21 protein-coding genes and 1 tRNA gene are annotated in these 23,840 nt (G+C 70.6%); 11 read left to right on the top strand and 11 right to left on the bottom strand.

Features of this window, described 5'->3' with window-relative positions; genetic code table 11:
• The 4 genes from C2L58_RS51105 to C2L58_RS43680 all read right to left on the bottom strand — a co-directional run.
• Positions 1-434: hypothetical protein (locus C2L58_RS51105; RefSeq protein ID WP_233226261.1), on the bottom strand; the 434-nt coding region annotated here is incomplete at its 3' end.
• Positions 434-1,552 (bottom strand): DUF262 domain-containing protein, encoded by a 1,119-nt coding sequence (locus tag C2L58_RS43670; protein WP_103343504.1) that lies wholly within the window; start codon positions 1,550-1,552, stop codon positions 434-436. The genes C2L58_RS43670 and C2L58_RS51105, both read right to left, overlap by 1 nt.
• Positions 1,553-1,967: 415 nt before the next feature.
• Positions 1,968-2,052, bottom strand: a tRNA-Ser gene (locus C2L58_RS43675).
• Positions 2,053-2,096: 44 nt separating this feature from the next.
• Positions 2,097-2,840 carry a PP2C family protein-serine/threonine phosphatase gene (locus C2L58_RS43680; protein ID WP_199191717.1) on the bottom strand — a complete coding sequence of 248 codons (744 nt, stop codon included), beginning with the start codon at positions 2,838-2,840 and terminating at the stop codon, positions 2,097-2,099.
• A 78-nt stretch (positions 2,841-2,918) separates the two neighbouring features.
• On the opposite strand from C2L58_RS43680, the gene C2L58_RS43685 reads away from it, so the two are divergent.
• Together C2L58_RS43685 and C2L58_RS43690 are read left to right on the top strand one after the other, a co-directional pair.
• Entirely contained in the window at positions 2,919-4,613 is a 1,695-nt protein-coding gene (locus C2L58_RS43685) for an HsdM family class I SAM-dependent methyltransferase (protein WP_103343506.1), read from the top strand.
• A gap of 8 nt (positions 4,614-4,621) precedes the next feature.
• Positions 4,622-5,512 carry a serine/threonine-protein kinase gene (locus C2L58_RS43690; RefSeq protein ID WP_103343507.1) on the top strand — a complete coding sequence of 297 codons (891 nt, stop codon included), beginning with the start codon at positions 4,622-4,624 and terminating at the stop codon, positions 5,510-5,512.
• Here C2L58_RS43690 and C2L58_RS43695 read toward each other — a convergent pair.
• The gene (locus C2L58_RS43695; RefSeq protein ID WP_103343508.1) at positions 5,502-6,008 is read right to left on the bottom strand and encodes a hypothetical protein; all 507 of its coding nucleotides are present in this window, start codon (positions 6,006-6,008) and stop codon (positions 5,502-5,504) included. The two genes, C2L58_RS43690 and C2L58_RS43695, sit on opposite strands and share 11 nt — an antisense overlap.
• 220 nt (positions 6,009-6,228) lie before the next feature.
• Here C2L58_RS43695 and C2L58_RS43700 point away from each other — a divergent pair, with 220 nt between their 5' ends.
• Both C2L58_RS43700 and C2L58_RS43705 read left to right on the top strand, forming a co-directional pair.
• Positions 6,229-6,900, top strand: coding sequence for a L,D-transpeptidase (locus C2L58_RS43700; protein WP_103343509.1), 672 nt, complete (start codon positions 6,229-6,231; stop codon positions 6,898-6,900).
• A 110-nt stretch (positions 6,901-7,010) separates the two neighbouring features.
• Positions 7,011-9,977, top strand: coding sequence for a PQQ-dependent sugar dehydrogenase (locus C2L58_RS43705; protein ID WP_103343510.1), 2,967 nt, complete (start codon positions 7,011-7,013; stop codon positions 9,975-9,977).
• Between the two features lie 84 nt (positions 9,978-10,061).
• Here C2L58_RS43705 and C2L58_RS43710 read toward each other — a convergent pair whose 3' ends face one another.
• Both C2L58_RS43710 and C2L58_RS43715 read right to left on the bottom strand, forming a co-directional pair.
• A complete protein-coding gene (locus C2L58_RS43710; RefSeq protein WP_103343511.1) occupies positions 10,062-11,585 on the bottom strand; it encodes a 3-hydroxyacyl-CoA dehydrogenase in 1,524 nt (507 codons plus the stop codon).
• Positions 11,586-11,622: 37 nt separating this feature from the next.
• Positions 11,623-12,294: a TetR/AcrR family transcriptional regulator gene (locus tag C2L58_RS43715; protein ID WP_103343512.1), complete on the bottom strand. Its 672-nt coding sequence runs from the start codon at positions 12,292-12,294 to the stop codon at positions 11,623-11,625.
• A 127-nt stretch (positions 12,295-12,421) separates the two neighbouring features.
• Here C2L58_RS43715 and C2L58_RS43720 point away from each other — a divergent pair, with 127 nt between their 5' ends.
• Positions 12,422-12,868, top strand: a complete 447-nt coding sequence (locus C2L58_RS43720) for a nitroreductase family deazaflavin-dependent oxidoreductase (RefSeq protein ID WP_103343513.1) — start codon at positions 12,422-12,424, stop codon at positions 12,866-12,868.
• A gap of 63 nt (positions 12,869-12,931) precedes the next feature.
• Here C2L58_RS43720 and C2L58_RS43725 read toward each other — a convergent pair whose 3' ends face one another.
• The 4 genes from C2L58_RS43725 to C2L58_RS43745 form a co-directional block, all read right to left on the bottom strand.
• A complete protein-coding gene (locus tag C2L58_RS43725; RefSeq protein WP_103343514.1) occupies positions 12,932-13,117 on the bottom strand; it encodes a hypothetical protein in 186 nt (61 codons plus the stop codon).
• A 9-nt stretch (positions 13,118-13,126) separates the two neighbouring features.
• Positions 13,127-13,792 (bottom strand): response regulator, encoded by a 666-nt coding sequence (locus tag C2L58_RS43730; protein WP_103343515.1) that lies wholly within the window; start codon positions 13,790-13,792, stop codon positions 13,127-13,129.
• The gene (locus C2L58_RS43735; RefSeq protein ID WP_103343516.1) at positions 13,789-14,943 is read right to left on the bottom strand and encodes a sensor histidine kinase; all 1,155 of its coding nucleotides are present in this window, start codon (positions 14,941-14,943) and stop codon (positions 13,789-13,791) included. Before C2L58_RS43735 ends, C2L58_RS43730 begins: the two co-directional genes overlap by 4 nt.
• Before the next feature lie 459 nt (positions 14,944-15,402).
• Entirely contained in the window at positions 15,403-16,020 is a 618-nt protein-coding gene (locus C2L58_RS43745) for a hypothetical protein (RefSeq protein ID WP_103343517.1), read from the bottom strand.
• A 192-nt stretch (positions 16,021-16,212) separates the two neighbouring features.
• Between C2L58_RS43745 and C2L58_RS43750 the strand changes: the two genes are divergently transcribed.
• From C2L58_RS43750 to C2L58_RS43775, 6 genes are all read left to right on the top strand, one after another.
• Positions 16,213-16,962, top strand: coding sequence for a response regulator transcription factor (locus tag C2L58_RS43750; protein WP_103343518.1), 750 nt, complete (start codon positions 16,213-16,215; stop codon positions 16,960-16,962).
• Entirely contained in the window at positions 16,940-18,442 is a 1,503-nt protein-coding gene (locus tag C2L58_RS43755) for a sensor histidine kinase (RefSeq protein WP_103343519.1), read from the top strand. Before C2L58_RS43750 ends, C2L58_RS43755 begins: the two co-directional genes overlap by 23 nt.
• An 81-nt stretch (positions 18,443-18,523) precedes the next feature.
• Positions 18,524-20,428 carry a glycosyltransferase family 39 protein gene (locus C2L58_RS43760; protein ID WP_199191718.1) on the top strand — a complete coding sequence of 635 codons (1,905 nt, stop codon included), beginning with the start codon at positions 18,524-18,526 and terminating at the stop codon, positions 20,426-20,428.
• Positions 20,429-21,081: 653 nt separating this feature from the next.
• Positions 21,082-22,095 (top strand): ABC transporter substrate-binding protein, encoded by a 1,014-nt coding sequence (locus C2L58_RS43765; protein WP_199191719.1) that lies wholly within the window; start codon positions 21,082-21,084, stop codon positions 22,093-22,095.
• Positions 22,092-23,042 carry an ABC transporter permease gene (locus C2L58_RS43770; protein WP_103343520.1) on the top strand — a complete coding sequence of 317 codons (951 nt, stop codon included), beginning with the start codon at positions 22,092-22,094 and terminating at the stop codon, positions 23,040-23,042. Before C2L58_RS43765 ends, C2L58_RS43770 begins: the two co-directional genes overlap by 4 nt.
• Positions 23,039-23,827: an ABC transporter ATP-binding protein gene (locus C2L58_RS43775; protein ID WP_103343546.1), complete on the top strand. Its 789-nt coding sequence runs from the start codon at positions 23,039-23,041 to the stop codon at positions 23,825-23,827. Before C2L58_RS43770 ends, C2L58_RS43775 begins: the two co-directional genes overlap by 4 nt.
• The last annotated feature ends 13 nt before the right edge of the window (positions 23,828-23,840 follow it).

Raw genomic sequence — 23,840 nt, forward strand, 5'->3', positions numbered from 1 at the left:
ACGATCAGCCTGTCGAGCCTGCCCGGGCTCGGTGACAGATAACGAGACCTGCACCAGACCCGGGGCGCATCAAGTTGTTCGCGAAGGCGTTGGTCATCAGCATTTAGTAGGGCTTCCAGCGAGTCGCGCCAAGCTGTATCGAAGGAGCCCACGAATTTGAGAAGCTGGTCGGGGGTTGCTCCAAGACCTCCCCGCAAGTGATGGGTGATCCGTCGATGAAGTCGCGCATTGCCTGTGGTGAACGCGTATAAGTCTGCCAGGTCATCACGGACCGCTTCTATGTAGCCGACAGCTCTCACCGTGAGGTAGCGGGCCAAGGAGCGAGATACAGCATCTGGCTGATTCGTATCGAGGTTACGTAGACACTCTTGAACTTCCTTAAGGTCGGCCAGACGCTGTCGGATCGTGGCGCGGTGCGGCTTGAATGCGGGCATCAGCTGAGGGCGGCCTGTGCGCGCGTGAGCCTCGTATCCACTGCGTCTTTGTCGGCCGTAGCCCTCCCGGTGTGCTTGATGAACTCAGAATCATCGAGGAGTCGATCAAATCGTTCCGATAGGTTACTCGGAGTACTCCCTTCGGCAATGGATTTCATCACGGCAACGCAAATTGCTTCGGCTTGGGCGGTATTTACCTGGCTGCCACCAGGGCGTCGAAATGCTTTCGGGCCGATACTAGAATTAATCAACTCGCATGCTGTTCGAAACAGCACTCCACGCTCTTCGTTGGCAATTTCGATGCTTCGGTTATTGCGAGCGAACGTATTGAGAAAGCTCTTCAGTGGGCGAGCGTAGTTCGCACTGTTCGAATACAGGGCAAGAATTCGCATGATGAGCTCGTGGTCCCTGATGCGCTTCGATCGGGTACCGTAGAGCTTCCGCCAGTCATCACCGTTATTCAACTTCTCGATCGACGACATCAGTGGTCCTGCGGCCAATGATACTCGGATTTCGTGTGGAGTCAGTTGTGTTCCGCCCGAGTTGAGGCGCTCGAAAATCTGAAATATGGCGTCATCGACTTCGGGTGAGCCGTCGGCGGCGACTATTGTTGCCTGCATGTACGAGTCGTCCAGTTTGAACTGTAAACTCTCATCGAGTGTTCGGTAAGTTAGGCCCTTGAACTCGTCACCGACGTTATCGAGAGTAAATTCCTTCCCTCGATATAGGCCACCGTAGAAATGCTGCAAAGTGATCAACCGCTGCTGGCCGTCCAAAATTAGCATTCGGTTATCATCGGCTTGCTTGACGAGGAATATGCCTGGCACTGGATAGCCTAGCAATAATGACTCAACAAATCGATCCATTTGCGCCTTCGACCACACGAAGCCGCGTTGAAAGCCGGCTACCTTTATTAGTTCATCGCTATGTCCGAATTGTGGAACCATCATCGACTTGCGGTTGAGTCGCTTCACCAACCCGTCGATGCTGAAGTCCTGCGTCGAGTAGGTCACTCTTGCGGGGGCAGCTTCGGTGTCGACGAGGTCGGCGAGTTCCTCGTCGCGCAGGGCGCGATCATCAGCGCTACTGATGTCGTACATTTCCTCGTCGCTCGGCATGTCTGCACGATATCCCGTCGACTTTGTTCGAGTCACGCCTGACCAGCGAGCCTTGAGGTGCACCGCGTGGGTGTGAGAGGTATGGCAGAGCTGATTACTCTGAGTGTCAGTTGAACCTATTTAGGTGATTGATCGGAGCAGGTCTTTGTTCGAGGGCGTTACGACCATGCGGTAGCGCCCACGAACTCCAGTGTTGGCCGGCTAGGTGCGTGGTTGCGCGAAGGATGGCCGGCAAGTGTCGCAAGCAGTCCTGACCGCCTGGCTCGGCGAGGGCTCCGGCCTAGGCTCTTCCTGGGCAGGGATGCTGCTCCGAAGGGGGCTGACCAGGGGCAAGTGAGACTAGAACTGAGACTAAGACGAGAAACGCCGGGTGCCCCGAAGGTGGGGCACCCGGCGTTTCCGCTGGTTACTGCGGCGGAGGATACAGGATTCGAACCTGCGAGGGCGTGAACCCAACACGCTTTCCAAGCGTGCGCCTTAGGCCGCTCGGCCAATCCTCCGCAGAAGACGATACCGGATGGCCTGGGTCACCAGTGAAGGTGGGTCAGGCCGTGACGTCGGCGACCACGCACGTGATGTTGTCCGGGCCGCCGCCTTCGTTGGCCAGGCGGATCAGCTCCGGGATCACCTCGGCCGGCTCCGCGCCCGCCGCCAGGACGTCGCGCAGGGTCGCCTCGGAGACCGGGCCGCTCAGGCCGTCCGAACAGAGCAGGTAGCGGTCGCCCGGCTTCGCCTTGAACGTCCAGATGTCGGGGTCACCGGAGCCCGCCGTCTGCAACGCCTTCATCAGCAGCGAACGCCGGGGGTGCGACTCGGCGTCCTCCGCGGCGACCCGGCCGTCCTCGACCAGGGCCTGCACGAGCGTGTGGTCGCGGGTCAGCCGGCGCAGGCCGCCGTCGCGGAGGAGGTAGCCGCGGGAGTCGCCGATGTGGGCCGCCGCGAACTCGGCGCCGTCGAACAGCAGGGCCGTCAGCGTGGTGCCCATGCCTTCGGTCGTCGGCTCCTGCGAGACCACTTCGTGCAGCCGCGCGTCGATCGACTTGACCACCCCGGCCAGCGTCGCGGCCATGTCCACGTTCGTCAGATCGAGCCGTCGCAGGTCGACTTCCAGTTCGCGCAGCACGTCGACCGCCGTCGCGCTGGCGACCTCGCCGTGCGGCTGGCCGCCGATGCCGTCGGCGACGGCGAGCAGGCGGGAACTCGCGTACACCGCGTCCTCGTTGACCCGGCGACGCTGGCCGACGTCCGACCCCGCGGCGTACCGCAGGACGTACCGATCGTGTGTCATGCCTCCCATGAAAGCATTGGTTGACTGAGTTCACAAGCGTCTCGGCTGAATGGAGCATCCTCCGATAGAGTCCTCGCCATGGACGACGATGCCACGGTCAGCGCGGCCGACATCGCGCGGCTCGCCGGGGTCGGGCGGGCCGCGGTCAGCAACTGGCGCCGCCGCTACCCGGACTTCCCGCCGCCGGTCGGCGGCACGGCGTCGAGCCCGCTGTTCGGCCTCTCCGCCGTGGCCGGCTGGTTCCGCGCGCGCGGCAAGAAGTTCGAGCTGAGCGCCGGCGAACGCGCGTGGCAGCGCCTGCGCGCCCTCGGTGACGACCTCGACCTGGCCGAGCGCGTCAGCCGCGCGGGCGGCTTCTTCGCCTTCCAGGCCGGCGTCTTCGACACCTTCGACAGCAAGCTCGACGACCCGGAGCTGCTCACCCTGCTCAGCGAGCTGACGCACCAGGCGGGCCCGGTCGAAGCGTTCGAACTGGTGTGCCGCCGGTACTTCGAGGCGCATTCACGGCGGTTGCCGGCCACCCCGGAACCGATCGCCGAGCTGATGGCCCGGCTCGCCGGCCCGGTGTCCACGATCCTCGACCCCGCGTGCGGCTTCGGCGCGCTCGCGCTGGCGAGCGGCGCAAAAACCGTGCTGGGGCAGGACAGCGACCCGATGACGGCGTCGATCGCGGCCTTGCGGCTGCGGTTGCGCGGCATCGAGGCCGAGGTCCACGCGGTCGACGCGCTGCGCGAAGACGCCTTCGCCGGCCGCACCGCCGAAGCGGTGTTGTGCGACCCGCCGTTCAACGAACGGGCTTGGGGGCACGACGAACTGGTCGGCGACGCGCGCTGGGAGTACGGCCTGCCCCCGCGCGGCGAACCCGAGCTCGCCTGGGTGCAGCACTGCCTCGCGCACGTCGAACCCGGTGGCACCGTGGTGATCCTGATGCCGGGCGCGGCGGCCGGGCGGCGCAGTGGCAAGCGCATCCGCGGCAACCTGCTGCGGGCGGGCGCGGTCCGGGCCGTCGTCACGCTGACGCCGGCTGGCCCGGACCTTTGGCTGCTGCGGCGGCCGGCCCCCGGTGAGCGAGCGCCGTCCACCGTGCTGCTCGGCGAAGCGGGCGACGATCTGTCCACAGTGGAAGAAAGCTGGCGGGAGTTCGGCGCGCACCCGGAATCCGGCGTCCGGATCATCGACCTGCTCGACGACGACGTCGACCTGACGCCGGCCCGCCGCCGCACCAGGGACGAGGATCCCGGGCAGGCCTTCCAGGCCGTGCGCGCCCGGTTCGCCGCGCTGACGCCCGAGCTGCCGCCCCTCGAAGCGGCGGCCGCCGAACCGGCGTTCACGACCATCGGGGAGCTGGCCAAGGCCGGTGTCGTCGAGGTCAGGTACGCGCCGGTGCGCGCGGACGCCGAGCACCCCTTGGCCGAGGCGGGTGACGTCGTCGCGTCGGTCACCGGCCTCGCGTACGTCCACAGTGGACAACCGCGGCCGGTGGGTGCCGGGCTCACCGTGTACCGAGTCGACTCCGGGCGGCTGGACGCGGAGTTCCTCGCCGGCTGCCTGCGCGCGGCCGACCTGCCCGCCGCGTCGGCGTCGACCCGGATCGACAGCAGGCGCGTGCGGATCCCGCGCGTCTCGCTTGCCGTTCAGCGCGAGTACGGCGAGGTCTTCCGGCAGCTGGCGGAGTTCGACGCGGTTCTGCGCGAGACGGCCGAAACCGGCCGCGAGCTGGTCCGGCTAGGCTTCGCTGGACTTGTCGGAGGACGGCTCAGGCCGGGCCAATAGGGGAACGGATGCTGATCGCCGACCGCTACGAGCTCGACGAGCTGCCGCTCGGCCGCGGCGGGATGGGCGCGGTGCACGGCGGGTTCGACCGCCGGCTGGGCCGCCGGGTGGCGATCAAGCTGCTCAGGCTGCCGGGCGGTGACGAAGAGCTGGAAGCGCGCTTCGCCCGCGAGGCCCGCATCCTGGCGACGCTCGACCACCCCGGCGTCCCGACGCTGTATGACTACGGCACCCACGACGACCGGTTGTTCCAGGTCATGCAGTTCGTCGACGGCGTCACGGTCGCCGACCTGCTCGCCGAGCACGGCCCGCTGCCGGTGCCGTGGGCCGCGGCGATCGCGGCGCAGGCGTGCGCGGTGCTGACCGCCGCCCACGCGCTCGCCGTCTGCCACCGCGACCTCAAGCCGGCGAACCTGATGCTCGGGCCCGACGGCGGCGTCAAGGTGATGGACTTCGGGCTGGCCGTGCTCCGCGTAGCCGACGCGGCGCAGTTCACCCGGGCCGGGCAGCTGCTGGGGACGCCGTCGTACATGGCTCCCGAACAGATCCAGCGGGGCGGCGCCGAACCGCGCAGCGACCTCTACGCGCTGGGCTGCGTGCTGCACGAGATGCTCACCGGGCGGCGGCTCTTCGAGGGGCCCACCGCGTACGCGGTGTTCGAGCGGCAGGTCAAGGAGCTGCCGCCGCCGGTGCCCGGCGTCCCGAAACCGTTGAACAGGCTGCTCGCCGAGATGCTGGCGAAGGATCCGGAAGCTCGCCCGGCCGGCGCCGCCGCGCTGTACGAGCGGCTCGGCGCGTTCGTCGGCGGGCTGCCGCCGCTGCCGGGCTTCCTGGTGCCGCCGTCGGTGCCCAGCCCGGGCCGGATGTACGCCCGGATGCTGGGCCGCGTCAGCGGCTGAGCGCCGGGCGCCGGGCGGCGAGCGGCAGGCCACGGCGCTGGATGCGCCGGTAGGTCGTCGCGTTCTGCACCGCGATGCTCAAGCCGAGGCTGAGCGCGATCGACGCCGAGGTCAGCGGGCCCGTGATGCCGAGGGCGGTACCCAGCGCGACCACGCCGATCCGCACCGCGACCGTCAGCACCCACAGCCCGATCGTGACGGCCGACCCCTTCTGGAACGTCGTGCCGTCGCGTTCGGTGAGGGTGGTCGTGGTGCTGCGCAGCACGCCGAGCCCGGCGAGCACCAGCAGGTCGACGGCCAGCAGGCCCAGCTCGGCCGCGGACGCGCCGGACAGCGCTTTCAGCGTCAGGTACGCGCCCACCACCGTGAGCAGCAGGGGCATGGCGAACAGCGTCCGGCGGTCGAGCAGCGTGCCGCGGACCTGCTGGTAGACGACTTTGTACAGGACGAGGCCGGTGATGGCGGCGTAGAGCAGGACGTTCTGGGCGCTGGGCATTTCGGGCTCCCCCGTGGAGTTCGATGGTTGCTCCCAGCTTCGGCGACCGGCGTCCCGGAGGCGTCGGTCCGCGGATCGGTCCCGGGTGGAACCCCGTGTCAACCCCCGGGTTGACGCCGGCTGCCCAAATCGTGACCTTTTCCGACGAACCTCGAACGGGTGAACGCCGTCTTTACCGGTGTCCAAACGCGATGATCGAAACAGCTGGGGGTAACGGATCGTGAAAAGGCTTCTGGCGGGAGCGGCCGCGCTGGCCACCGCGTTCGTGCTGGCCGCGTGCTCGGGCGGGGGCTCGGCCGGTGGCTCGAACGCGGGCGGCGGGGCCGTCGCCGCGGGGACCGGCGGCGGGACGCCGACGACCTCGAGCACCACCCCCACGCCGACCACCACCGTCACGGTGCCGACGCCGACGCCGACGCCCACCCCGTCGTCGTCCACGAAGCCGGCGCCGACCAGCACCTCGGCCAAGCCGAAGCCCAAGCCGACGCCGACCTCGAAGCCGGCGCCCAAGCCCGCGCCGGACCCCGGCGTCCCGTGCGCGGCCGCGGCCGCGGCTTCGGGCACCGCCGCCTGCGTCGACCTCTCGGCGCACAAGGCGTGGCTGCTGGACGGCGGCAAGGTCGTCTACGGTCCGGTGCCGATGCTGCCGGGCCGCAAGGGCAACGAGACGCCGACCGGCACGTTCCACGTGCTGTCGAAGGAGAAGATGCACCTGTCGAAGGAATTCGACAACGCGGAGATGCCGAACTCGGTCTTCTTCTACCCGGGTGACGCCTTCCACACGGGCAGCCTCTCGGTGTACTCGCACGGCTGCATCCACCTCTCGGCGGGCGCGTCCCTGAAGTTCTTCAACACGCTGCACCTCGGCGACATCGTGCAGGTTGTCCCGTAAATCGCTACGGTCCGTCACGTGGTGTAGGTCACATTCGGATGAAGTAATCCGGATTGCTGCAACTGGTCCTCCTGATCTTGCGACAAATGATCGCTTGGGAAGGGGGCCACATGGCCGTGCGGAAGCTTCGCCTGCTGCTCGCAGCAGCCCTGACGGCGGCGTTGCTGCCCGTCGTGTCCACCGGAGTGGCGGCGGCGGCGACGCTCCCGCCGGGGTTCGTGCTCCAGGACACCGACTTCGGGCTGGGGGCGTACCGGCTCACGGACTTCGGCTACCTGCCGGACAACTCCGTCCTCGCCACCGGCAAGGACGGAGTCATCCGCTGGCTGCCGGGCACCGGCGCCGGCCGGACGATCGCGACGCTGCCGGTCCACGCCGACGGGGACCTCGGCCTCGTCGGGCTGGCCGTGGCGCCGGACTACGCGACGTCGCGGGCCATCTACCTCACGCGGTCGATCAACACCGCCGGCGGCTTCGTCATGCGGCTGTCGCGGTTCACGGTGACCGTGGACGCGGCGGGCGCGCCGACCGGCCTGAGCGGCGAGCGGCCGGTCTTCGAGGCGCCGGGCACCTCCGACGTCCACGGCATCGACACCGTCCTCGCCGCCGCGGACGGGACGCTGTGGCTGTCCGTCGGCGACGACAGCGACTACCGGATGACGGATCCGGCCGCGCTGCGCGCCCAGGACGTCAACCAGCCCTACGGCAAGATCCTCCACCTGAGCGCCGACGGCCGGGGCGTGCCGGGGAACCCGTACTACGACGAGGCGAACCCGGGCTCGACCGCGAGCAAGGTGTTCGCGCGCGGGTTCCGCAACCCGTTCCGCTTCGGCATCGACCCGGGCCTCGGCCTGCCGGTGGCCGGCGACGTCGGCTGGGTCAGCTGGGAAGAGCTCGACGTCGTCCAGCGCGGCGCCAACCAGGGCTGGCCGTGCTGGGAGGGCAACCACCGGACGCCGGGCTACACCGACCTCGCGGGCTGCGCCGGCGTGCCGAACCAGCCGCCCCTGTTCGAGCTGCCGCACGGCGCCGGGGTGATGACGGGCAACAGCGTCACGGGCGGAATTGTCTACAATGGATCCAGCTATCCGGCCGCCTACCGCGGTTCGTACTTCTTCGGCGACTACGTGGCGAACAAGATCTGGACGCTGCGCTACGACGACCAAGGCCGGGTCACGCAGGCTCCGCAGAACCCGCCGGTCTTCACCGATATCGGCGGCCCGGTGAAGTTCGCGGCGGCGCCGAACGGCGACATCGTCTTCGCGGACATCCTGTCCGGCAACCTGCGCCGCCTGAGCTATTCCGCCGGCGACACCGCCCCGGTGGCCAAGGCGACGACGTCGACGAACCCGGGCACGCGCACGGTGTCGTTCGACGGCTCGGCCTCGGTCGACTACGACGCCGACGCGCTCGTCTACGACTGGGACTTCGGGGACGGAACGACCGCGGCCGACGCCGGTCCGAACGTGTCGCACGCCTACGCGGCGGGCACCGCGTCGTTCACCGCGAAGCTGCGGGTCCGGGACCCGCTGGGGCTCAGCGGCGAGGTCGCCATCGCGGTCGCGCCCGGCAACCGCACCCCGGTGCTCACGCTGACCCCGCCCGGCACCACGACGTTCGCCGTGAACCAGCAGGTCGCCGTGAGCGCCACCGCGACCGACGCCGAGGACGGCGCCCTGCCGATCACCTGGACCACGGCGGTGCGGCACTGCCCGAGCGAAGCGACGTGTCATGCGCACCCCGGCGCCGGCGGCACCGGGGCGAGCTTCGCCCAGCCGTTCCCCGCGCACCCGGACTCCCGGATGGAGTTCACCGCGACGGCGACCGACAGCGCGGGCGTCTCCACGTCCAAGACGTACACGGCGATGCCGCGGCAGCACCGGATCACCCTGCGCGGCACGCAACCCGCCTCGCTGAGCATCCCGGTGGAGGGTGGCGTCAGCTCGGCCATGGTCACCGAAGGCGCTTCCTTCGACGTCGAGGCCGCGCCGCTGGCCATCGACGGCGCCTCCGAATTCTCCGGCTGGCAGGGCGGTCCGGCCGGCCCCACCTGGATCGTCACCGTCGGCAGCGGCGACCTGACGCTGACGGCGAACTACACGACCCCGATCGACCGGCGCTACGGCGCCGACGCGGCGCTGCGGGCGACGCTCGGCGCACCGGTGGCGGCCGAGATCACCGACGGCCCGGTCCATTACCGGGTGTACGCGAACGGCCGGCTGTACTGGAGCGCGGAGACCGGCACCAGGTACAGCACCGGTCCCGTGCTGGACAAGTACCTCGCCTTCGGCGGGCACAGCGTGCTCGGGCCGCCGTCGTCCGACACGTCGACGACACCGGACGGAGTGGCCCAGTACAACCACTTCCTCAGCAACGGCACGGTGGGATCGATCTACTACACCGCCGCGACGGGCGCGCACCTGATCTCCGGCGAGATCCGGAAGAAGTGGGCCGAGCTGGATTACGAGCGTGGCTTGGGTTATCCGACGACCGACGAGCTGGGCACGCCGGATGGCCGTGGCCGCTACAACCATTTCACCGGCGGCGGCTCGATCTATTACACGACGGCGACGGGCGCGCACGCGATCTACGGGGAGATCCGGAAGAAGTGGGCGGCGCTGGATTACGAGCGTGGTCTCGGCTATCCGACCACTGACGAACTCGGCACGCCGGACGGCCGTGGCCGCTACAACCACTTCACCGGCGGCGGCTCGATCTACTACACGACGGGGACGGGCGCGCACGCCATTTACGGGGAGATCCGGAAGAAGTGGGCGGCGCTGGATTACGAGCGCGGTCTCGGCTACCCGACCACCGATGAGCTGGGCACGCCGAACGGCCGTGGCCGCTACAACCACTTCACCACCGGCGGCTCGATCTACTACACGGGAACCACCGGCGCGCACATGGTGAAGGGCGAAATCCGGAAGCGCTGGGCCACGCTCGGCTGGGAGTACTCCTACCTGCACTACCCGAAGTCGGACGAATACGTGACGAACGGCGGCTACCGCAGCGACTTCGAGGGCGGCTACCTCACCTACACCTCCGCCGCCGGAGCACGGGACCACCACTGGTGACCCACCACGAAGATTTCCGGCGGCGGCCGTGCTGACCGCTCGATCGGCCGGCGGGTCCGCGGACGTCCGGCCGGCCGCGTCCTCTTAGGACTGACTCAGCTCGGCCGGCGTCGTCCCGGGCGCCGTCAGCGGCAGGCCGAGGGCGACGCGCTCGGTGAGCCACGGGCTCGGTCGGTAGCGGGGGTCGCCGGTGGCCGCGGTGAGGCCGCGCAGGATGCGCAGCACCACGTCGCCGCCGACGAGGTCGCCCCAGGCCAGCGGGCCGCGCGGGTAGCCGAGGCCGAGGCGGACCGCCGTGTCGATGTCCGCCGGCGTGGCCAGGTGCTGGCCCGCGATGAAACAAGCCGTGTTGACGATCGACGCCAGCAGGCGCTGCGCGATCGGGGCGGGCCCGTCGCGGACGACCGTCACCGGGTGGCCGGTCGCGGCCAGCGCGCCCCACGCGGCGCGGCCGGCGGCCGGGTCGAGCCCGGGGTGCACCGACATCGTCAGCCGGCGTTCGTAACCGCCCAGCGGATCGACGCCGGCGACGCGGGCCGGCGGCAGCCCGGCGCGGATCGCGGCGTCCACTGTGGATTCCCCGTAGAGCGGCACGAGCAGGACCGCGTCCGGGTAGGCGTCGGAAACCACCTGCACGCCCGCGGACGACAGCGCGCGGGCGAGGTGCTCGTCCGCGGTGAACACCGGGCTCGTCGGCTTCGGCGGGGCGGCGGGCTCGTCGGTGACCTGCTGCTTGCCGTCGGCGTAGGTGTAGAAGCCTTCGCCGTTCTTCCGGCCGAACAAGCCGGCGGCCACGCGCGGCCGGGTCAGCCACGACGGCCGCAGCCGCGGGTCGCCGTGGAAGCCGCTCCAGATGCTTTCGAGGACGGCGTGCGAGACGTCGAGGCCGGTGAGGTCGAGCAGCTCGAACGGGCCGAGCTTCAGGCCGAGCACGTCCCGGGCGATGCGGTCGACGTCGGCGGGCCCGGCCAGCGCCTCGGCGAGGATCTGCAGCGCCTCGGTGTTGAGGCCGCGGCCGGCGTGGTTGACCAGGAAGCCGGGCGCGTCCTTCGCGAGCACCGGCTCGTGGCCCCAGCTCTTGACCAGTTCGAGTGCTTCGCCCGGCAGCCGGCCGTGCGTGCGCGCGCCGGGGACCACCTCGACCAGGCGCATCAGCGGCACCGGGTTGAAGAAGTGCAGGCCGATGAGCCGGCCGGGGTCGGCCAGCTCGGCGGCGATCTCGGTGACCGACAGCGAACTCGTGTTCGTCGCGAAGACCGTCTCCTGTGGACAGACGCATTCGAGGCTCGCGAACAGGGCGCGTTTCGTCGCGAGGTCCTCCCGGACGGCTTCGACGACGAGGTCGACACCGTCCGCGGGCGCGTCGGGCGCGTCCACCGCGACCAGCCGGTCCTTCACGGCCTGGGCGTCCTCGCTCAGCTTGCCCTTGGCGGCGAGCTTGCCGACCATCCCGCCGACGTACTCGATCGCCTCGGCGACGGCCTCGCGCCGGACGTCGGCCAGCTCGACGGTCACCCCCGCGGTCGCGGCCAGCTGCACGATCCCGCGGCCCATCACCCCGGTGCCGATCACCCGGATCCTGCCGACCTTCCCGGCCCACCCCGTCACGTCGTGCCGCCTTCCGCCGTTGGACTCCCGCCCCAGCCTAGAGGCCGACGAACTCCGCCATCCGCCTCGCCGAGTGAGCGAAGAACGCGTCGGCCGGGTCGACGCTGCCGACGTACTGGCCGAACAGGTCGAAGCTGATCGCGCCGAACAGCTGGGTCCACGCCATCAGCAGCCGGGCCACGGTTTCGGGCCCGGCGATGATCCCGAGGACCTTCGTGAGCGACTCGGCCTGGGCGCGCAGCTCGGGCGGGACTTCGCCGTCGATGTCGCGCAACTCGGTGTGCGTGAGCACGTTGACCAGGGCGAGCGCGACGCGGGCGGCCGGCACGACGGTCTCCTGCGGCGCCGCGTAGCCGGGGATCGGGGAGCCGTAGATCAGCGCGTACTCGTGGGGGTGGGCGCGGGCCCAGTCGCGCGTGCCCTGCCAGATCGCCAGCCAGCGCTCGCGCAGGTCGCCGGTACCCGGGTCCGCCTTCTCGGCCGCTTCGCCGATCGCGTTGTAGGCGTCGACGATCAGGTCGGTCAGCAGCCGGTCGCGGCTCGGGAAGTACCGGTAGATCGCGGACGACACCATGCCCAGCTCCCGGGCCACCGCGCGCAGCGAAAGCCCGTGCGCGCCGACTTCGGCGAGCTGGCGGCGGGCTTCGTCCTTGATCTCCTGGGTCAGTTCGGCGCGGGCACGTTCGCGTGCGGTGCGGGTGGCGGTCATGGTGATCAGTGTGCCACGACGAGAGCGCTGCACAAAACAGAGAGCAGTGCTCTTGACAGAGTGCGGCGCTCTGGTGTTCACTGCTCTTAACCGAGAGCACTGCTCTCCCAAAGCTTCGGAGGACATCATGACCGAGACCCGCTACATCAAGCCGAAGAAGTCGACCAACGCGTTCAACGAGCTGGTCGCGAAGCTGACCAACCTGGGCGTGAGCGTTTGGGGCAGCCGCGTGCTGACGGTGGTCGGCCGCAAGAGTGGCGAGCCGCGGTCGGTGCCGGTCAACCTGCTGACCATCGACGGCGTCCGCTACCTCGTCGCCCCGCGTGGCGAGACGCAGTGGGTGCGCAACCTGCGGGCGGCCGGCCAGGGCACGCTGCGCGTCGGGCGCCGCGTCGAGGCGTTCACCTTCCGCGAGCTGGCCCACGACGAGAAGCCGGGCATCCTGCGCGCCTACCTCAAGCGCTGGAAGTTCGAGGTCGGCGTGTTCTTCGACGGCGTCGACGCCAAGGCCTCGGACGAGAAGCTGCGCGAGATCGCGCCGGGTTACCCGATCTTCGAGATCTTCACGAAGTAGGTTTGCGCGCTTTTCGGGGGGTCCGGGTGGCGGAGCCCCCGGCCCGGGGCGAAGCCCCGGTTGTCACCGCCGCGTGAAGTTGGCGGCGATCAGGACCACGCCGACCAGGAACGCGGCGAGCCCGATCAGGAACCACAGCTTCTGGCCGGTCATGAAGCTGCCGGTGATGACGCCGATGCCCTGCAGCACCCAGACGGCGCCGACGAGCACGAGCACGACCCCGGCCGCGAGGGTGATCCACCGCTTCATGGGGTCAGCTTAGGCGGGTCGCTCGTCCGGGACGAGTTTGTGGCGGTAGGCGTAGACGACGGCGTGCACCCGGTCGGGCAGCCCGAGCTTGCTCAGCACGCGGGACACGTGCGTTTTGACCGTTTCCTCGCCGACGTGCAGCTTCCGCGCGATCTCGGCGTTGCTGCAGGCGCCGGCGAGCAGCAGCAGCACCTCGCGTTCGCGGGAGGTCAGCCGGGCCAGCTCCGGGGGTTCGGCGGCCGCCGGTTCGAGGACCGCCGCGAACTTCGCGACCAGCCGCCGCGTGACCGACGGGTCGATCAGCGCGTCGCCGCGGGCGGCCACCCGCATCGCCGCGACGAGTTCCTCCGGCGCCAGGCTCTTCAGCAGGAACCCGCTCGCGCCGGCCCGCAGCGCGCGGTAGACGTACTCGTCGGCGTCGTAGGTCGTGAGCACGAGGACGCGCGTGTCGTTGCCCGGCGCGGCGAGGATCGCCTCGGTCGCGGCGAGGCCGTCGAGGCGGGGCATCCGGACGTCGAGGACGGCGACGTCCGGGCGCAGGCGGGCGGTCTCGGCGACGGCTTCGCGGCCGTCGGACGCCTCGCCGACGCAGGTGAAGTCAGGCTGGGTGTCGAGCAGCGCGCGCATCCCGGAGCGGAACATCGCGTGGTCGTCGGCCAGCAGGACGCGGATCATGTGCTCTCCACCGGGAAGGTCGTGCGCAGCTGCCAGAGCCCGGCGGCCTCGCCGTAGGAGACTTGGCCGCCGAACAGGGTGACGCGCTGGCGGATGCCCGTCAGGCCGCGGTGCGCGTGCTCGCCCTCGGCCGTCCGGTCCGCGCGCAGGCCGTTGGTCACCGTGAGCACGACCTCGGTGCGGCCGTGGTTCAGCTCGACCTCGACCGGGCCCTGGCCGTGGCGCAGGGCGTTGGTAAGGGCTTCCTGGGCGATCCGGTAGAGCGCCACGTCGAGCGAGCCGGGCAGTTCGCGGGCCTCGCCGCGCAGTGTCAGCCGGGTCGGCAGGCCGGCCGCGCGGACGGTCTCGACCAGCTCGTCGAGGTTGTCCAGACCGGGCTGTTCGACGTCGGTTTCGGCGTGCAGCAGGTCGAGCAGCCGGCGCAGGTCGGCCATCGCGGAGCGGCTCGCCGACTCGACGGCGCCGAGCGACTTCCGCGCCGGTTCGGCGCCGTCGGGGAGGCCGAGCCGGGCGGCGCCGGCGTGCACGCCGATGGCGCTGACGTGGTGGGAGATGACGTCGTGCAGGTCGCGCGCGATGGTGGTGCGTTCCTCGAGGACGGCCCGTTTGATGGCTTCTTCTTCGTGCTGACGACGTTCGTCGGCTTCGCGTTCCAGGTCGGCGATGTAGGCGCGCCGGGCGGTCGTGTACCGGCCGACGAGCCACGGCAGCAGCGCGGAGACGCTGACGTTGATGGCGACGAGCCGCCAGTCGGAGGCGGTGCGCCCGCCGCCGGCGATGCAGCCGGCGGTGACCCCGGCGACCAGGGCACCGAGCGCGAGCACGGCGGGCCGCGGCCGCAGCCAGGCCCCGGCCCGGTAGCCGGCGATGAGGATCCCGGCGTTGTTGCCGGTGACGTACCCGTGACAGGTGCAGAGCAGCAGTGGCGCACCGACGAAGAGCACGGCGTGGGCGAGGGCGACCCAGCCGGAGTACCGCGCGGCCCCGGCGAGGGCGGCGTTGACGGCGACCCCGCCGAGCAGTGCGACCCAGGCCCGCCACCCGGCCTCGCCGAGAGGGCCGCGAAGGCCGAAGAGGGCGGCGTCGCAGACCACGCAGACAAGCGCGACCAGCAGCGACTGCCGTCTCAGCGACCCCCGGATGTCCTGCACACCCGCAACTCTGCCTTAACGGGTGGGCAGGAGGGACGGAAACGCCCCGATGCGGCGTGGAGGGGTACGCGGCAGCGGGGCGTTCCCTGGCTGGTGGGGTGATGGCTGGGATGTTGGTGGCGCGGGGTGCGCCGGGTCGGGTGGGTGCCCCTCGCTGCGGGTGCGCGCCAGGTTGCGCGGGGCGGAGCAGGCGGCCAGCTTGGCCGCGGATCAGCGCGCTGGGTCCAGGCCGCAGGCGACCCGGCTGCGGGCTGGGTCGCCGGACGGGTTCGGTCGCTCAGCCGCCAGCCGCCAGCCGCCAGCCGCCAGCCGCCAGCCGCCAGCCGCCAGCCGCCAGCCCGCCCGAGCGCCGGTTGGCGCGCTGGGGCGGGTCACCTCGCCTGGCCCTGGGACGGCTCGCCGGGAAATGGCGAGGCGCCCAGCCGCTCGCCCGGCCGGGTCTTTGCCGCCGGGCGCGGGTCAGCTCGTCGGGCGGGTCGAATACCCGCCGCGGCGCTGGCCCGGCTGGCGCTGGCCCGGCTCGAAGCCCTTGCCCAGGGACGTTGCCGTTGCCGTCTGGCCGTCCACCTTTGCCACCACCGTCACGTTCGTGTCGCCCGTCTTCACGTCGCCCGTCTTCTGGGTCGATGCGTCGAGCGTGTACGTCTGCTTGTAGCCGTCCTTGCTGGTCAGCGTCACCGAGGTGGCGCTCAGCTCGGTGACGTCGCCCGTCTGCAGGCGCTCGGTCGTGTAACCGCCGTTGCCGTTCGACACCACGAAGTCGCCGTGGAGGGCGTCGCGCACTGCTGCCATTCCGCCGCCGATACCGGCTCCCGGCATGCCTTGGCCGCGGAACTGACCGCCGCCTGGCCCGCCTGGTCCGCCCGGGCCGCCGAAGCCGCCGGGGCCCTGGGCCGTGTTGTCGGCGCTGCTGGTGCCCGCCCAGATCGCCGCGCCGCCGCCCGCCGCGATCACCACGGCGATGCCCGCCGCGATCGCCGTCTTCTTGCCGGACCAGCCCTTCTTCGGCGCCGCCGGGGCCGGATCGCCCCAATTGGTGCCCTCGGGCTGGGTGTTCGGCATTGGCTCGGTCGTCATCGTGTCCCTCCGGGGGTGCCCGCACTGGTCCCGCTCAGGTTCGCCGCCTGGGCTGTGTTTGAGCTGTGCGGCACGTCAGCGGGCGCTGTGCCTCGAAAGCGGCTCGAAAGCGGCCTCAAAAGCGCGAACCTTCACAGCAAATGCACAGCCACCGCACAGCGAACACCGACGCCGGGCCGGGAAGGTGGCACTATGACCGCTATGAACGCCACGTCACCCGGCGCTGGCAAGGCCGACCTCCGCCGCGCCGACGGGAGCCCGGTGCGGGTCCTCGTCGTCGACGACGAGGCGACGCTGGCCGAGCTCGTCTCGATGGCCCTGCGGATGGAGGGCTGGGAGGTGCGCAGCGCGGGCGACGGCACCGAAGCGGTCCGGATCGCGCGCGAATTCCGCCCCGACGCCGTCGTCCTCGACGTCATGCTCCCCGACTTCAGCGGCCTCGAAGTGCTGCGCCGGATGCGGTCCGAGGCGCCCCACCTGCCGGTGCTGTTCCTGACGGCGAAGGACGCGGTCGAGGACCGCATCGCCGGGCTCACCGCGGGCGGCGACGACTACGTCACCAAGCCGTTCAGCCTCGAGGAGGTCGCGCTGCGGCTGCGCGCGCTGCTGCGCCGGGCGGGCGGGGTGACCGGGGCGAGCGGGTCGACGCTCGTCGTCGGCGACCTCACCCTGGACGAAGACAGCCGCGAGGTGCACCGCGGCGGCGACCTGGTGCCGCTCACCGCGACCGAGTTCGAGCTGCTGCGCTACCTCATGCGCAACCCCAAGCGGGTGCTGTCGAAGGCCCAGATCCTGGACCGCGTGTGGAGCTACGACTTCGGCGGCCAGGCCAACATCGTCGAGCTCTACATCTCCTACCTGCGCAAGAAGATCGACGCCGACCGCGAGCCGATGATCCACACCATGCGGGGCGCCGGGTATGTCCTCAAGCCCGCAGGCTGAACCGGAGCGCGTCCGCCGGCCGTGGTCGCTGCGGCGGCGGCTGATCGTCCAGCTCGCCGCGCTGCTCGCCCTGGTGTGCCTGGTCGTCGGCGTGGTCACCGAGTTCGCGCTGAGCGAGTTCCTCGTCGGCCAGCAGGACAAGCGGCTGGCCGCGGCGAGCGACCGCGCCGCACACGCGCCGGACCGGTCGGCCTGGCCGTACGGCGAAGCGCCGCCACCGGACCCGTTGCGCGCGCTGGGGCAGGGTGACGGCACGCTCGCCGTCGTCCAGTCCGGCCCGGTCGCCCAGGCCGGCGTGCTCGACTCCAGCGTCGGCGTGCCGTCGAAGCGCAAGCCGCCGGTACGCGGCATCTCGAAGGAGCAGGTGCTGGCGCTCCTCGCCCTGCCGGCCGACGGGAAGCAGCGGAGCATCGACCTCGGCGGCAACCTCCACGAGTACCGCGTCGTCTCGACGACGTCGCCCCGCGGCGAAAAGACCGTCATCGGCCTGCCGCTGAAGGACGTCAACGAGACGCTCTGGCAGCTCGGGTTCATCCTCGGCGGGGTCGCCCTCGCCGGGATCCTGGTGGCGGGCGCGGTCGGCGCGGCGACGATCCGGCGCACGATGCAACCGCTCGACCGGCTGGCCGCGACCGCGACGCGCGTCTCCGAACTGCCGCTGGACCGCGGCGAAGTGGCGCTGTCCGAGCGCGTCCCGGAGGCCGACACCGACCCGAACACCGAGGTCGGCAAGGTCGGCTCGGCGCTGAACCGGATGCTGCAGCACGTCGCGAACGCGCTGACCGCGCGGCACGCGAGCGAGAACCGCGTCCGCCAGTTCGTCGCGGACGCGAGCCACGAGCTGCGCACCCCGCTGGCGGCGATCCGCGGCTACGCCGAGCTGACCCGCCGCGGCGGCGAGCAGGTGCCCCCGGACGTCGCGTTCGCGATGAGCCGCGTCGAGTCCGAGTCGCGCCGGATGACGACGCTGGTGGAGGACCTGCTGCTGCTCGCCCGGCTGGATTCCGGCCGCCCGGTGGTGCACGAGTGGGTGGACCTGTGCCGCCTGGTGGCCGACGCCGTCGCGGACGCGCACGTCGCGGGCCCGGACCACAAGTGGCTGATGGACGTCCCCGGCGAACCGATCGGCGTCCGCGGCGACGCGGGCCAGCTGCACCAGGTGGTGATCAACGTCCTCGCCAACGCGCGCACGCACACCCCACCGGGCACGACGGTGACGACCACACTGTCCACATCGGACGGAATCGTCCGGCTCCGGGTGGCCGACGACGGCCCGGGCATCTCCCCGGAAATCCTCCCGGACATCTTCGAGCGCTTCGCCCGCGGCGACAATTCACGGTCCCGCGCGGCGGGGAGCACCGGCCTCGGGCTGGCCATCGTGGCCGCGGTGGTGGCGGCGCACGGCGGGCGGGTCGGGGTGCAGAGCCGCCCGGGACGCACGGAGTTCGAGATCACCTTCCGGGCGGCGGCGCCGCAGTGAGCACCCGTCCGGGGTTGATGCACAGCTGGTGCACAGCTTCGGCACAAGTTCACCACATGCATCGCCGACACGGTGGACGCCATGACGACCACGCTGTCGGCGCCCGAACACGCCCAGCCCCAGCCGCCCGCTAGCGTCCGGAAACCGCGGTGGGTCAACCCTTCCGTGGCCGCGCTGCTGGCCGGTACCGCGCTGCTCTACCTGTGGGACCTGGCGAAGACCGGCTGGGCCAACGACTTCTACGCGATGGCCGCGCAGGCCGGCACGTGGAGCTGGAAGGCGCTGTTCTTCGGTTCGCTCGATCCGGGCAACGTCGTCACCGTCGACAAACCGCCGTTTTCGCTGTGGATCATGGGCCTGTCCGGCCGGCTCTTCGGTTTCTCCAGCTGGAGCCTGCTGGTGCCGAACGCGCTCGCCGGGGTCGCGTCCGTCGGCCTGCTCTACCTCGCCGTGCGCCGGCTCTCGGGGCCCGGTGCCGGGCTGCTGGCCGGGGCCGGGCTCGCGCTGACGCCGGTCGCCGCGCTCATGTTCCGCTACGACAACCCCGATGCCTTCCTCGTGCTGCTGCTGGTCGCCGGGGCCTACTGCGTGGTGCGGGCGCTGGAGCACGCGAGCACGAAGTGGCTGGTGCTCGCCGGGGTCGCGATCGGCTTCGGGTTCCTCGACAAGATGCTGCAGGCCTTCCTCGTACTGCCCGCGTTCGTGCTGGTGTACGCCGTCGCGGCGCCGACATCGCTCGGCCGCCGGATCGGCCAGCTGTTCGCCGCGGCGGGCGCGGTGCTCGTCTCCGCCGGCTGGTGGATCGCGGCCGTCGCGCTCTGGCCGGTCGCGGACCGGCCCTACATCAGCGGCTCGACCGACAACACGGTGCTGGAACTGGCTTTCGGCTACAACGGCCTCGGCCGGATCTTCGGCGAAGGGCGCGGCGGCCGGGCGGGCACGCCGCCCGCCGGGTTGGACCTGCCCAGCGGCCTGGAGCTGCCCGCCGGCGCCCGGGGTGGTTTCGGCGGTGGCGGCTTCGGCGGCCAGGCCGGCCTGACCAGGTTGTTCTCCGGCGAGTTCGGCGGCGAAGCGTCGTGGCTGCTGCCCGCCGCCGTCATCGGGCTGGTCGCCGGCCTGTGGTTCACCCGCCGCGCGCCGCGCACCGACCGCACGCGGGCGGCGCTGCTGCTGTGGGGTGGCTGGCTGGTGGTCACCGCGCTGGTGTTCAGCACGATGAGCGGCATCATCCACCCGTACTACACGGTCGCCCTGGCCCCCGGGATCGTCGCCACGTTGGCGATTTCCGCGCGCGAGCTCTGGCGCGGCCGGGCGAACTTCGCGGCTCGCGCGGTGCTCGCCGTCATGCTCGCGGTGACGGCGGTCTGGGCCTTCCTCCTCCTCGCGCGGACGCCGGACTGGCAGCCGTGGGTCCGCTACGCGCTCCTCGTCTCCGGCGCCGCCGCCATCGGGGGCCTGCTCTTCGGCGCCGACCGCTTCCGGCGGCTCGGCCCGGTCGTGGCCGTGCTCGGCCTGTGCGGCGCGCTGCTCGGGACGGCGTCCTTCACGCTGGCGACGGCCGCGACCGCGCACTCCGGCGGGACGCCGTCGTCCGGGCCGTCCGTCGCGAGTGGACGCGGCTTCGGCCAGCGCGGCTTCGGGGCGGGGGAGACCGACACCGCGGTGATCGACCTGCTGAAGGGCACGACGACGAAGTGGGCCGCGGCGCAGAGCGGGGCGATGCAGTCGGCGGGCCTGGCCCTGGCGAGCGGACGGCCGGTGCTCGCGATCGGCGGCTTCAGCGGCAGCGACCCGGCGCCGACGCTGCAGCAGTTCCGGCAGTACGTCGCCGACGGCGACATCCACTACTACGTCGCCGGTGGTCGCGGGGGCTTCGGCGGCGGCCGCGGGACCGCCGGGGAGATCCAGGCGTGGGTCGAGCAGAACTTCGCGCCACTCTCGGTGGGCGGCACGACCGTTTACGACCTGACTAAATCTGTCAGTTGATCGAAATTCCGCGGCCGGGTGGAATTGTTTCCAGCGTGTTAACAGTCCGGGAATCATTGGGCGTATCCCGGACCGGTGCGGTATCGGCCGATGCGGACAGGTGTTCGATTTCCGGGATGGCGGCCGGCTGATTCCGAACGACCGTTCGGATCCGCCGGCTCGCTCTCGGTGATGATCTCGGCACTCCGTGCCGTCGCGGTAACGACTAGGGGTGATCGGTCGTGCAGTTGCACGCCATCCCCGCACGCGCACGCGCACGAATTGACCGGGCGGCCGACAGAAACACCTCAAAAGTTGATCTTGAAACTCGCGAATCCGTGCTGGTTAGCCCAGCTGGCGGTCACTCGTTCGGCTGTACTGGCGGACGTTGTGGGGATCTTGTGTCACTCGCTAGGCTCTCCGCCGGGAGAGGGACAGGGGTGGCTGATCCGGTGCGCCGAGTGCCGGGAATTCACTGAGCGTAGGTTCTTCCTGTCCGCGTTCTCTCGCGATGACCCGATCAGGTGCGGCCGGAAGTGAGCAGCGATGACCGTGCGCGGTAGCGCAGCTCGACGAGATCCCCCTTCCCGTCGTCACCACCTGTAGCCCCGAGCAGCGCAATTCCCCCTTTGGTACGGCACCACTCCACTTCCCCCGCATCCTGGAGTCTCGTTGTGATTTCCCGTCCTCGCCCCCGTCTGCTGACGGTGCTCCTGACTTTGCTGACCCTCGCCGGGGTCACCGCGCTTTCGGGGTGCAGCGACAGCTCCGCCTCCGGCAGCGGCAACAAGGTCACCATCGGGTTCAGCGCCTGGCCGGGCTGGTTCCCCTGGCAGGTGGCGCAGGAGCAGGGCCTGTTCGCCAAGAACGGTGTCAACGTCGACCTCAAGTACTTCGACAACTACACCGACAGCATCAACGCGCTCTCCAGCGGCGCCATCGACGCCAACAGCCAGACCCTCAACGACACCCTGTCGTCGGTCTCCGGCGGCGCCAAGCTGTCGATCGTGCTGGTGAACGACAACTCCACCGGCAACGACAAGGTCATCGCCCGGGACGGGATCACCAGCATCGCCGACCTCAAGGGCAAGAAGGTCGCCGTCGAGCAGGGCGCGGTCGACCACTACCTGCTGCTGCTCGCACTGCAGTCGGCGAACCTGACCGAAAAGGACATCCAGCTCGTCAACCTCCCGACCGACGCCGCCGCGGCCGCGTTCAAGAGCGGCCAGGTCGACGCGGTCGCGGCGTTCGCGCCGTTCACCTCGACGGCGCTGGAGCGCGCCGGCAGCCGCGCGATCTCGACGTCGGCCGAATTCCCCGGCGCCATCCCGGACCACCTCGTGACGTCGCAGAAGCTGGTCAAGGACCACCCGAAGGACGTCCAGGCGCTGGTCAACACCTGGTTCGAGACGCTGACCTGGATCAAGAACAACAAGGACGCGGCCGTGAAGATCATGGCCAAGCGCGGTGGCGTGTCCGATGCGGACTACAAGTCCTACGACGCCGGCACCACGATCTTCACGCGGCAGCAGAACATCGACGCGTTCACCCCGGGTGTCACCGCGCAGCACCTCGACTTCCAGGCGAACAAGATCGTCGACTTCATCGTCGGCACCGGTCTCGCCCAGCAGCGGCCCTCGCTCGACGGCCTGTTCGACGACCAGTTCGTGAAGGCCGCCCCCCAGTGAGCGGTCCGACCCAGCGCACCACCCCGGCGAGCACGGCCGAGGCGCGGGCCGCCGAGGCGCAGGAGGCGGAGCAGCGGCTCGCCGAGCAGCAGGAGGCCGGCCGGGCGGGCGGCGGACGGCCGGACTGGCCGCCGCTGCCCCGCCGGGCCGGGCTGAAGCCGTCCGCTTCGCCGCTTTTCTCCTTGCGCACGCCCATTTCCGCGGCGTCCCGCTGGACGCTCGCGGTGCTGTCGTTCGCCGTCCCGTTCCTGGCGTGGGTCGTGCTGAGCATCAGCGGGGCCGTCGACGCGACGTTCCTGCCGTCCCCGGCCGCGGTGCTCGAGGCGGGGGTGGACATGGCGGGCACCGGTGAACTCTTCGACGACCTCTGGACGACCACCCAGCGGGTGCTCGAAGGCTTCGGCCTCGCCGTGCTCGTCTCCGTGCCGCTCGGTATCCTGATGGGCTCCTTCACCGCGGGGCAGGCGTTCTTCGAGCCGCTGATCGGGCTGCTGCGCTACCTGCCGGCGAGCGCGTTCATCCCGCTGCTGATCATCTGGCTCGGCCTCGGCGAGCCGTCGAAGATCGCCATCCTCTTCATCGGCACGGTCTTCTTCAACACGCTGATGACCGCCGACGTCGTCCGCGGCGTGCCGGACTCGCTCATCGACGTCTCCTACACGCTCGGCGCGCGCCGCGGCGAGGTGCTGCGCAAGATCGTCGTGCCGCATTCGCTGCCCGGCATGATCGACGCGATCCGGGTCAACGCCGCCGCGGCGTGGAACTTCGTGGTCGTCGCCGAGCTGATCAACTCCTCGGCCGGCCTCGGCTACCGGATCGTCCGCGCGCAGCGGTTCCTGCAGACCGACAAGATCTTCGCGGTGCTCGTGGTCATCGGGATCGCCGGGCTCGCCATCGACGTCCTGCTGCGCCTGCTGCGCACGCGGGTCGGGAAGTGGGCGGCATGACGCTGGAACTGCGGAACGTCGCCAAGGACTACACCGTCCGCGGCCGGGTCACGCGCGCGCTCGACGGCGTCGACCTCGAAGTGCTGCGCGGCGAGTTCGTCTGCGTCGTCGGTGCGAGCGGCTCGGGCAAGTCGACGCTGCTGTCGCTGGTGGCCGGGCTCAGCCGGCCGACCGAGGGCGAGATCGTGCTCGACGGCGTCCCGGTGACCGGGCCCGGGCCGGACCGGGGGCTCGTCTTCCAGGCCGGCGCGCTCTACCCGTGGCGCAGCGTCGAGAAGAACGTCGCGTTCGGACTCGAGCTGCTCGCCCTGGATCCGGTCGAGCGGGCCAAGCGCATCGACTGGTACCTGGCCGAGACCGGGCTCGAAGCCGTGCGGAAGTCGCTGCCGAAGCAGCTTTCCGGTGGCCAGAAGCAGCGGGTCGCGATCGCCCGGGCCCTGGCGTGCGAGCCGGAAGTTCTGCTGCTGGACGAACCCTTCGGCGCGCTGGACGTCCAGACCAAAGAGGACATGCAGGTGCTGATCCGCCAGGTGTGGGCCGACACCGGCACCACGGTGCTGATGGTCACCCACGACGTCGAGGAAGCGGTCTTCCTGGGCGGCCGGGTGGTGGTGCTCGCCTCCGACCCAGGCCGGATCGCCGCCGACGTCGAGGTGGCGCTGCCCGCCGAGCGCGACTTGGCGGTGAAGCGCGAACCGGGGTTCCTCGCGCTGCGCGCCCGGATCGAGGATCTGGTCCGGGAGCAGCACCGGGGCCACGTGAGCCGGGTGGCCGCGGTCGAGTGAGAACGGAAGACGG

It is taken from the genome of Amycolatopsis sp. CA-126428 (assembly GCF_002904335.1).
Classification (GTDB): domain Bacteria; phylum Actinomycetota; class Actinomycetes; order Mycobacteriales; family Pseudonocardiaceae; genus Amycolatopsis.

Excerpts from the sequence above, each read along its gene's own strand:
- C2L58_RS43670 (WP_103343504.1), bottom strand. The coding sequence starts at position 1,552 with ATGCCGAGCGACGAGGAAATGTACGACATCAGTAGCGCTGATGATCGC.
- C2L58_RS43680 (WP_199191717.1), bottom strand. The coding sequence starts at position 2,840 with ATGACACACGATCGGTACGTCCTGCGGTACGCCGCGGGGTCGGACGTC.
- C2L58_RS43685 (WP_103343506.1), top strand. The coding sequence starts at position 2,919 with ATGGACGACGATGCCACGGTCAGCGCGGCCGACATCGCGCGGCTCGCC.
- C2L58_RS43690 (WP_103343507.1), top strand. The coding sequence starts at position 4,622 with ATGCTGATCGCCGACCGCTACGAGCTCGACGAGCTGCCGCTCGGCCGC.
- C2L58_RS43695 (WP_103343508.1), bottom strand. The coding sequence starts at position 6,008 with ATGCCCAGCGCCCAGAACGTCCTGCTCTACGCCGCCATCACCGGCCTC.
- C2L58_RS43705 (WP_103343510.1), top strand. The coding sequence starts at position 7,011 with ATGGCCGTGCGGAAGCTTCGCCTGCTGCTCGCAGCAGCCCTGACGGCG.
- C2L58_RS43715 (WP_103343512.1), bottom strand. The coding sequence starts at position 12,294 with ATGACCGCCACCCGCACCGCACGCGAACGTGCCCGCGCCGAACTGACC.
- C2L58_RS43720 (WP_103343513.1), top strand. The coding sequence starts at position 12,422 with ATGACCGAGACCCGCTACATCAAGCCGAAGAAGTCGACCAACGCGTTC.
- C2L58_RS43725 (WP_103343514.1), bottom strand. The coding sequence starts at position 13,117 with ATGAAGCGGTGGATCACCCTCGCGGCCGGGGTCGTGCTCGTGCTCGTC.
- C2L58_RS43730 (WP_103343515.1), bottom strand. The coding sequence starts at position 13,792 with ATGATCCGCGTCCTGCTGGCCGACGACCACGCGATGTTCCGCTCCGGG.
- C2L58_RS43745 (WP_103343517.1), bottom strand. The coding sequence starts at position 16,020 with ATGACGACCGAGCCAATGCCGAACACCCAGCCCGAGGGCACCAATTGG.
- C2L58_RS43750 (WP_103343518.1), top strand. The coding sequence starts at position 16,213 with ATGACCGCTATGAACGCCACGTCACCCGGCGCTGGCAAGGCCGACCTC.
- C2L58_RS43755 (WP_103343519.1), top strand. The coding sequence starts at position 16,940 with ATGTCCTCAAGCCCGCAGGCTGAACCGGAGCGCGTCCGCCGGCCGTGG.
- C2L58_RS43760 (WP_199191718.1), top strand. The coding sequence starts at position 18,524 with ATGACGACCACGCTGTCGGCGCCCGAACACGCCCAGCCCCAGCCGCCC.
- C2L58_RS43775 (WP_103343546.1), top strand. The coding sequence starts at position 23,039 with ATGACGCTGGAACTGCGGAACGTCGCCAAGGACTACACCGTCCGCGGC.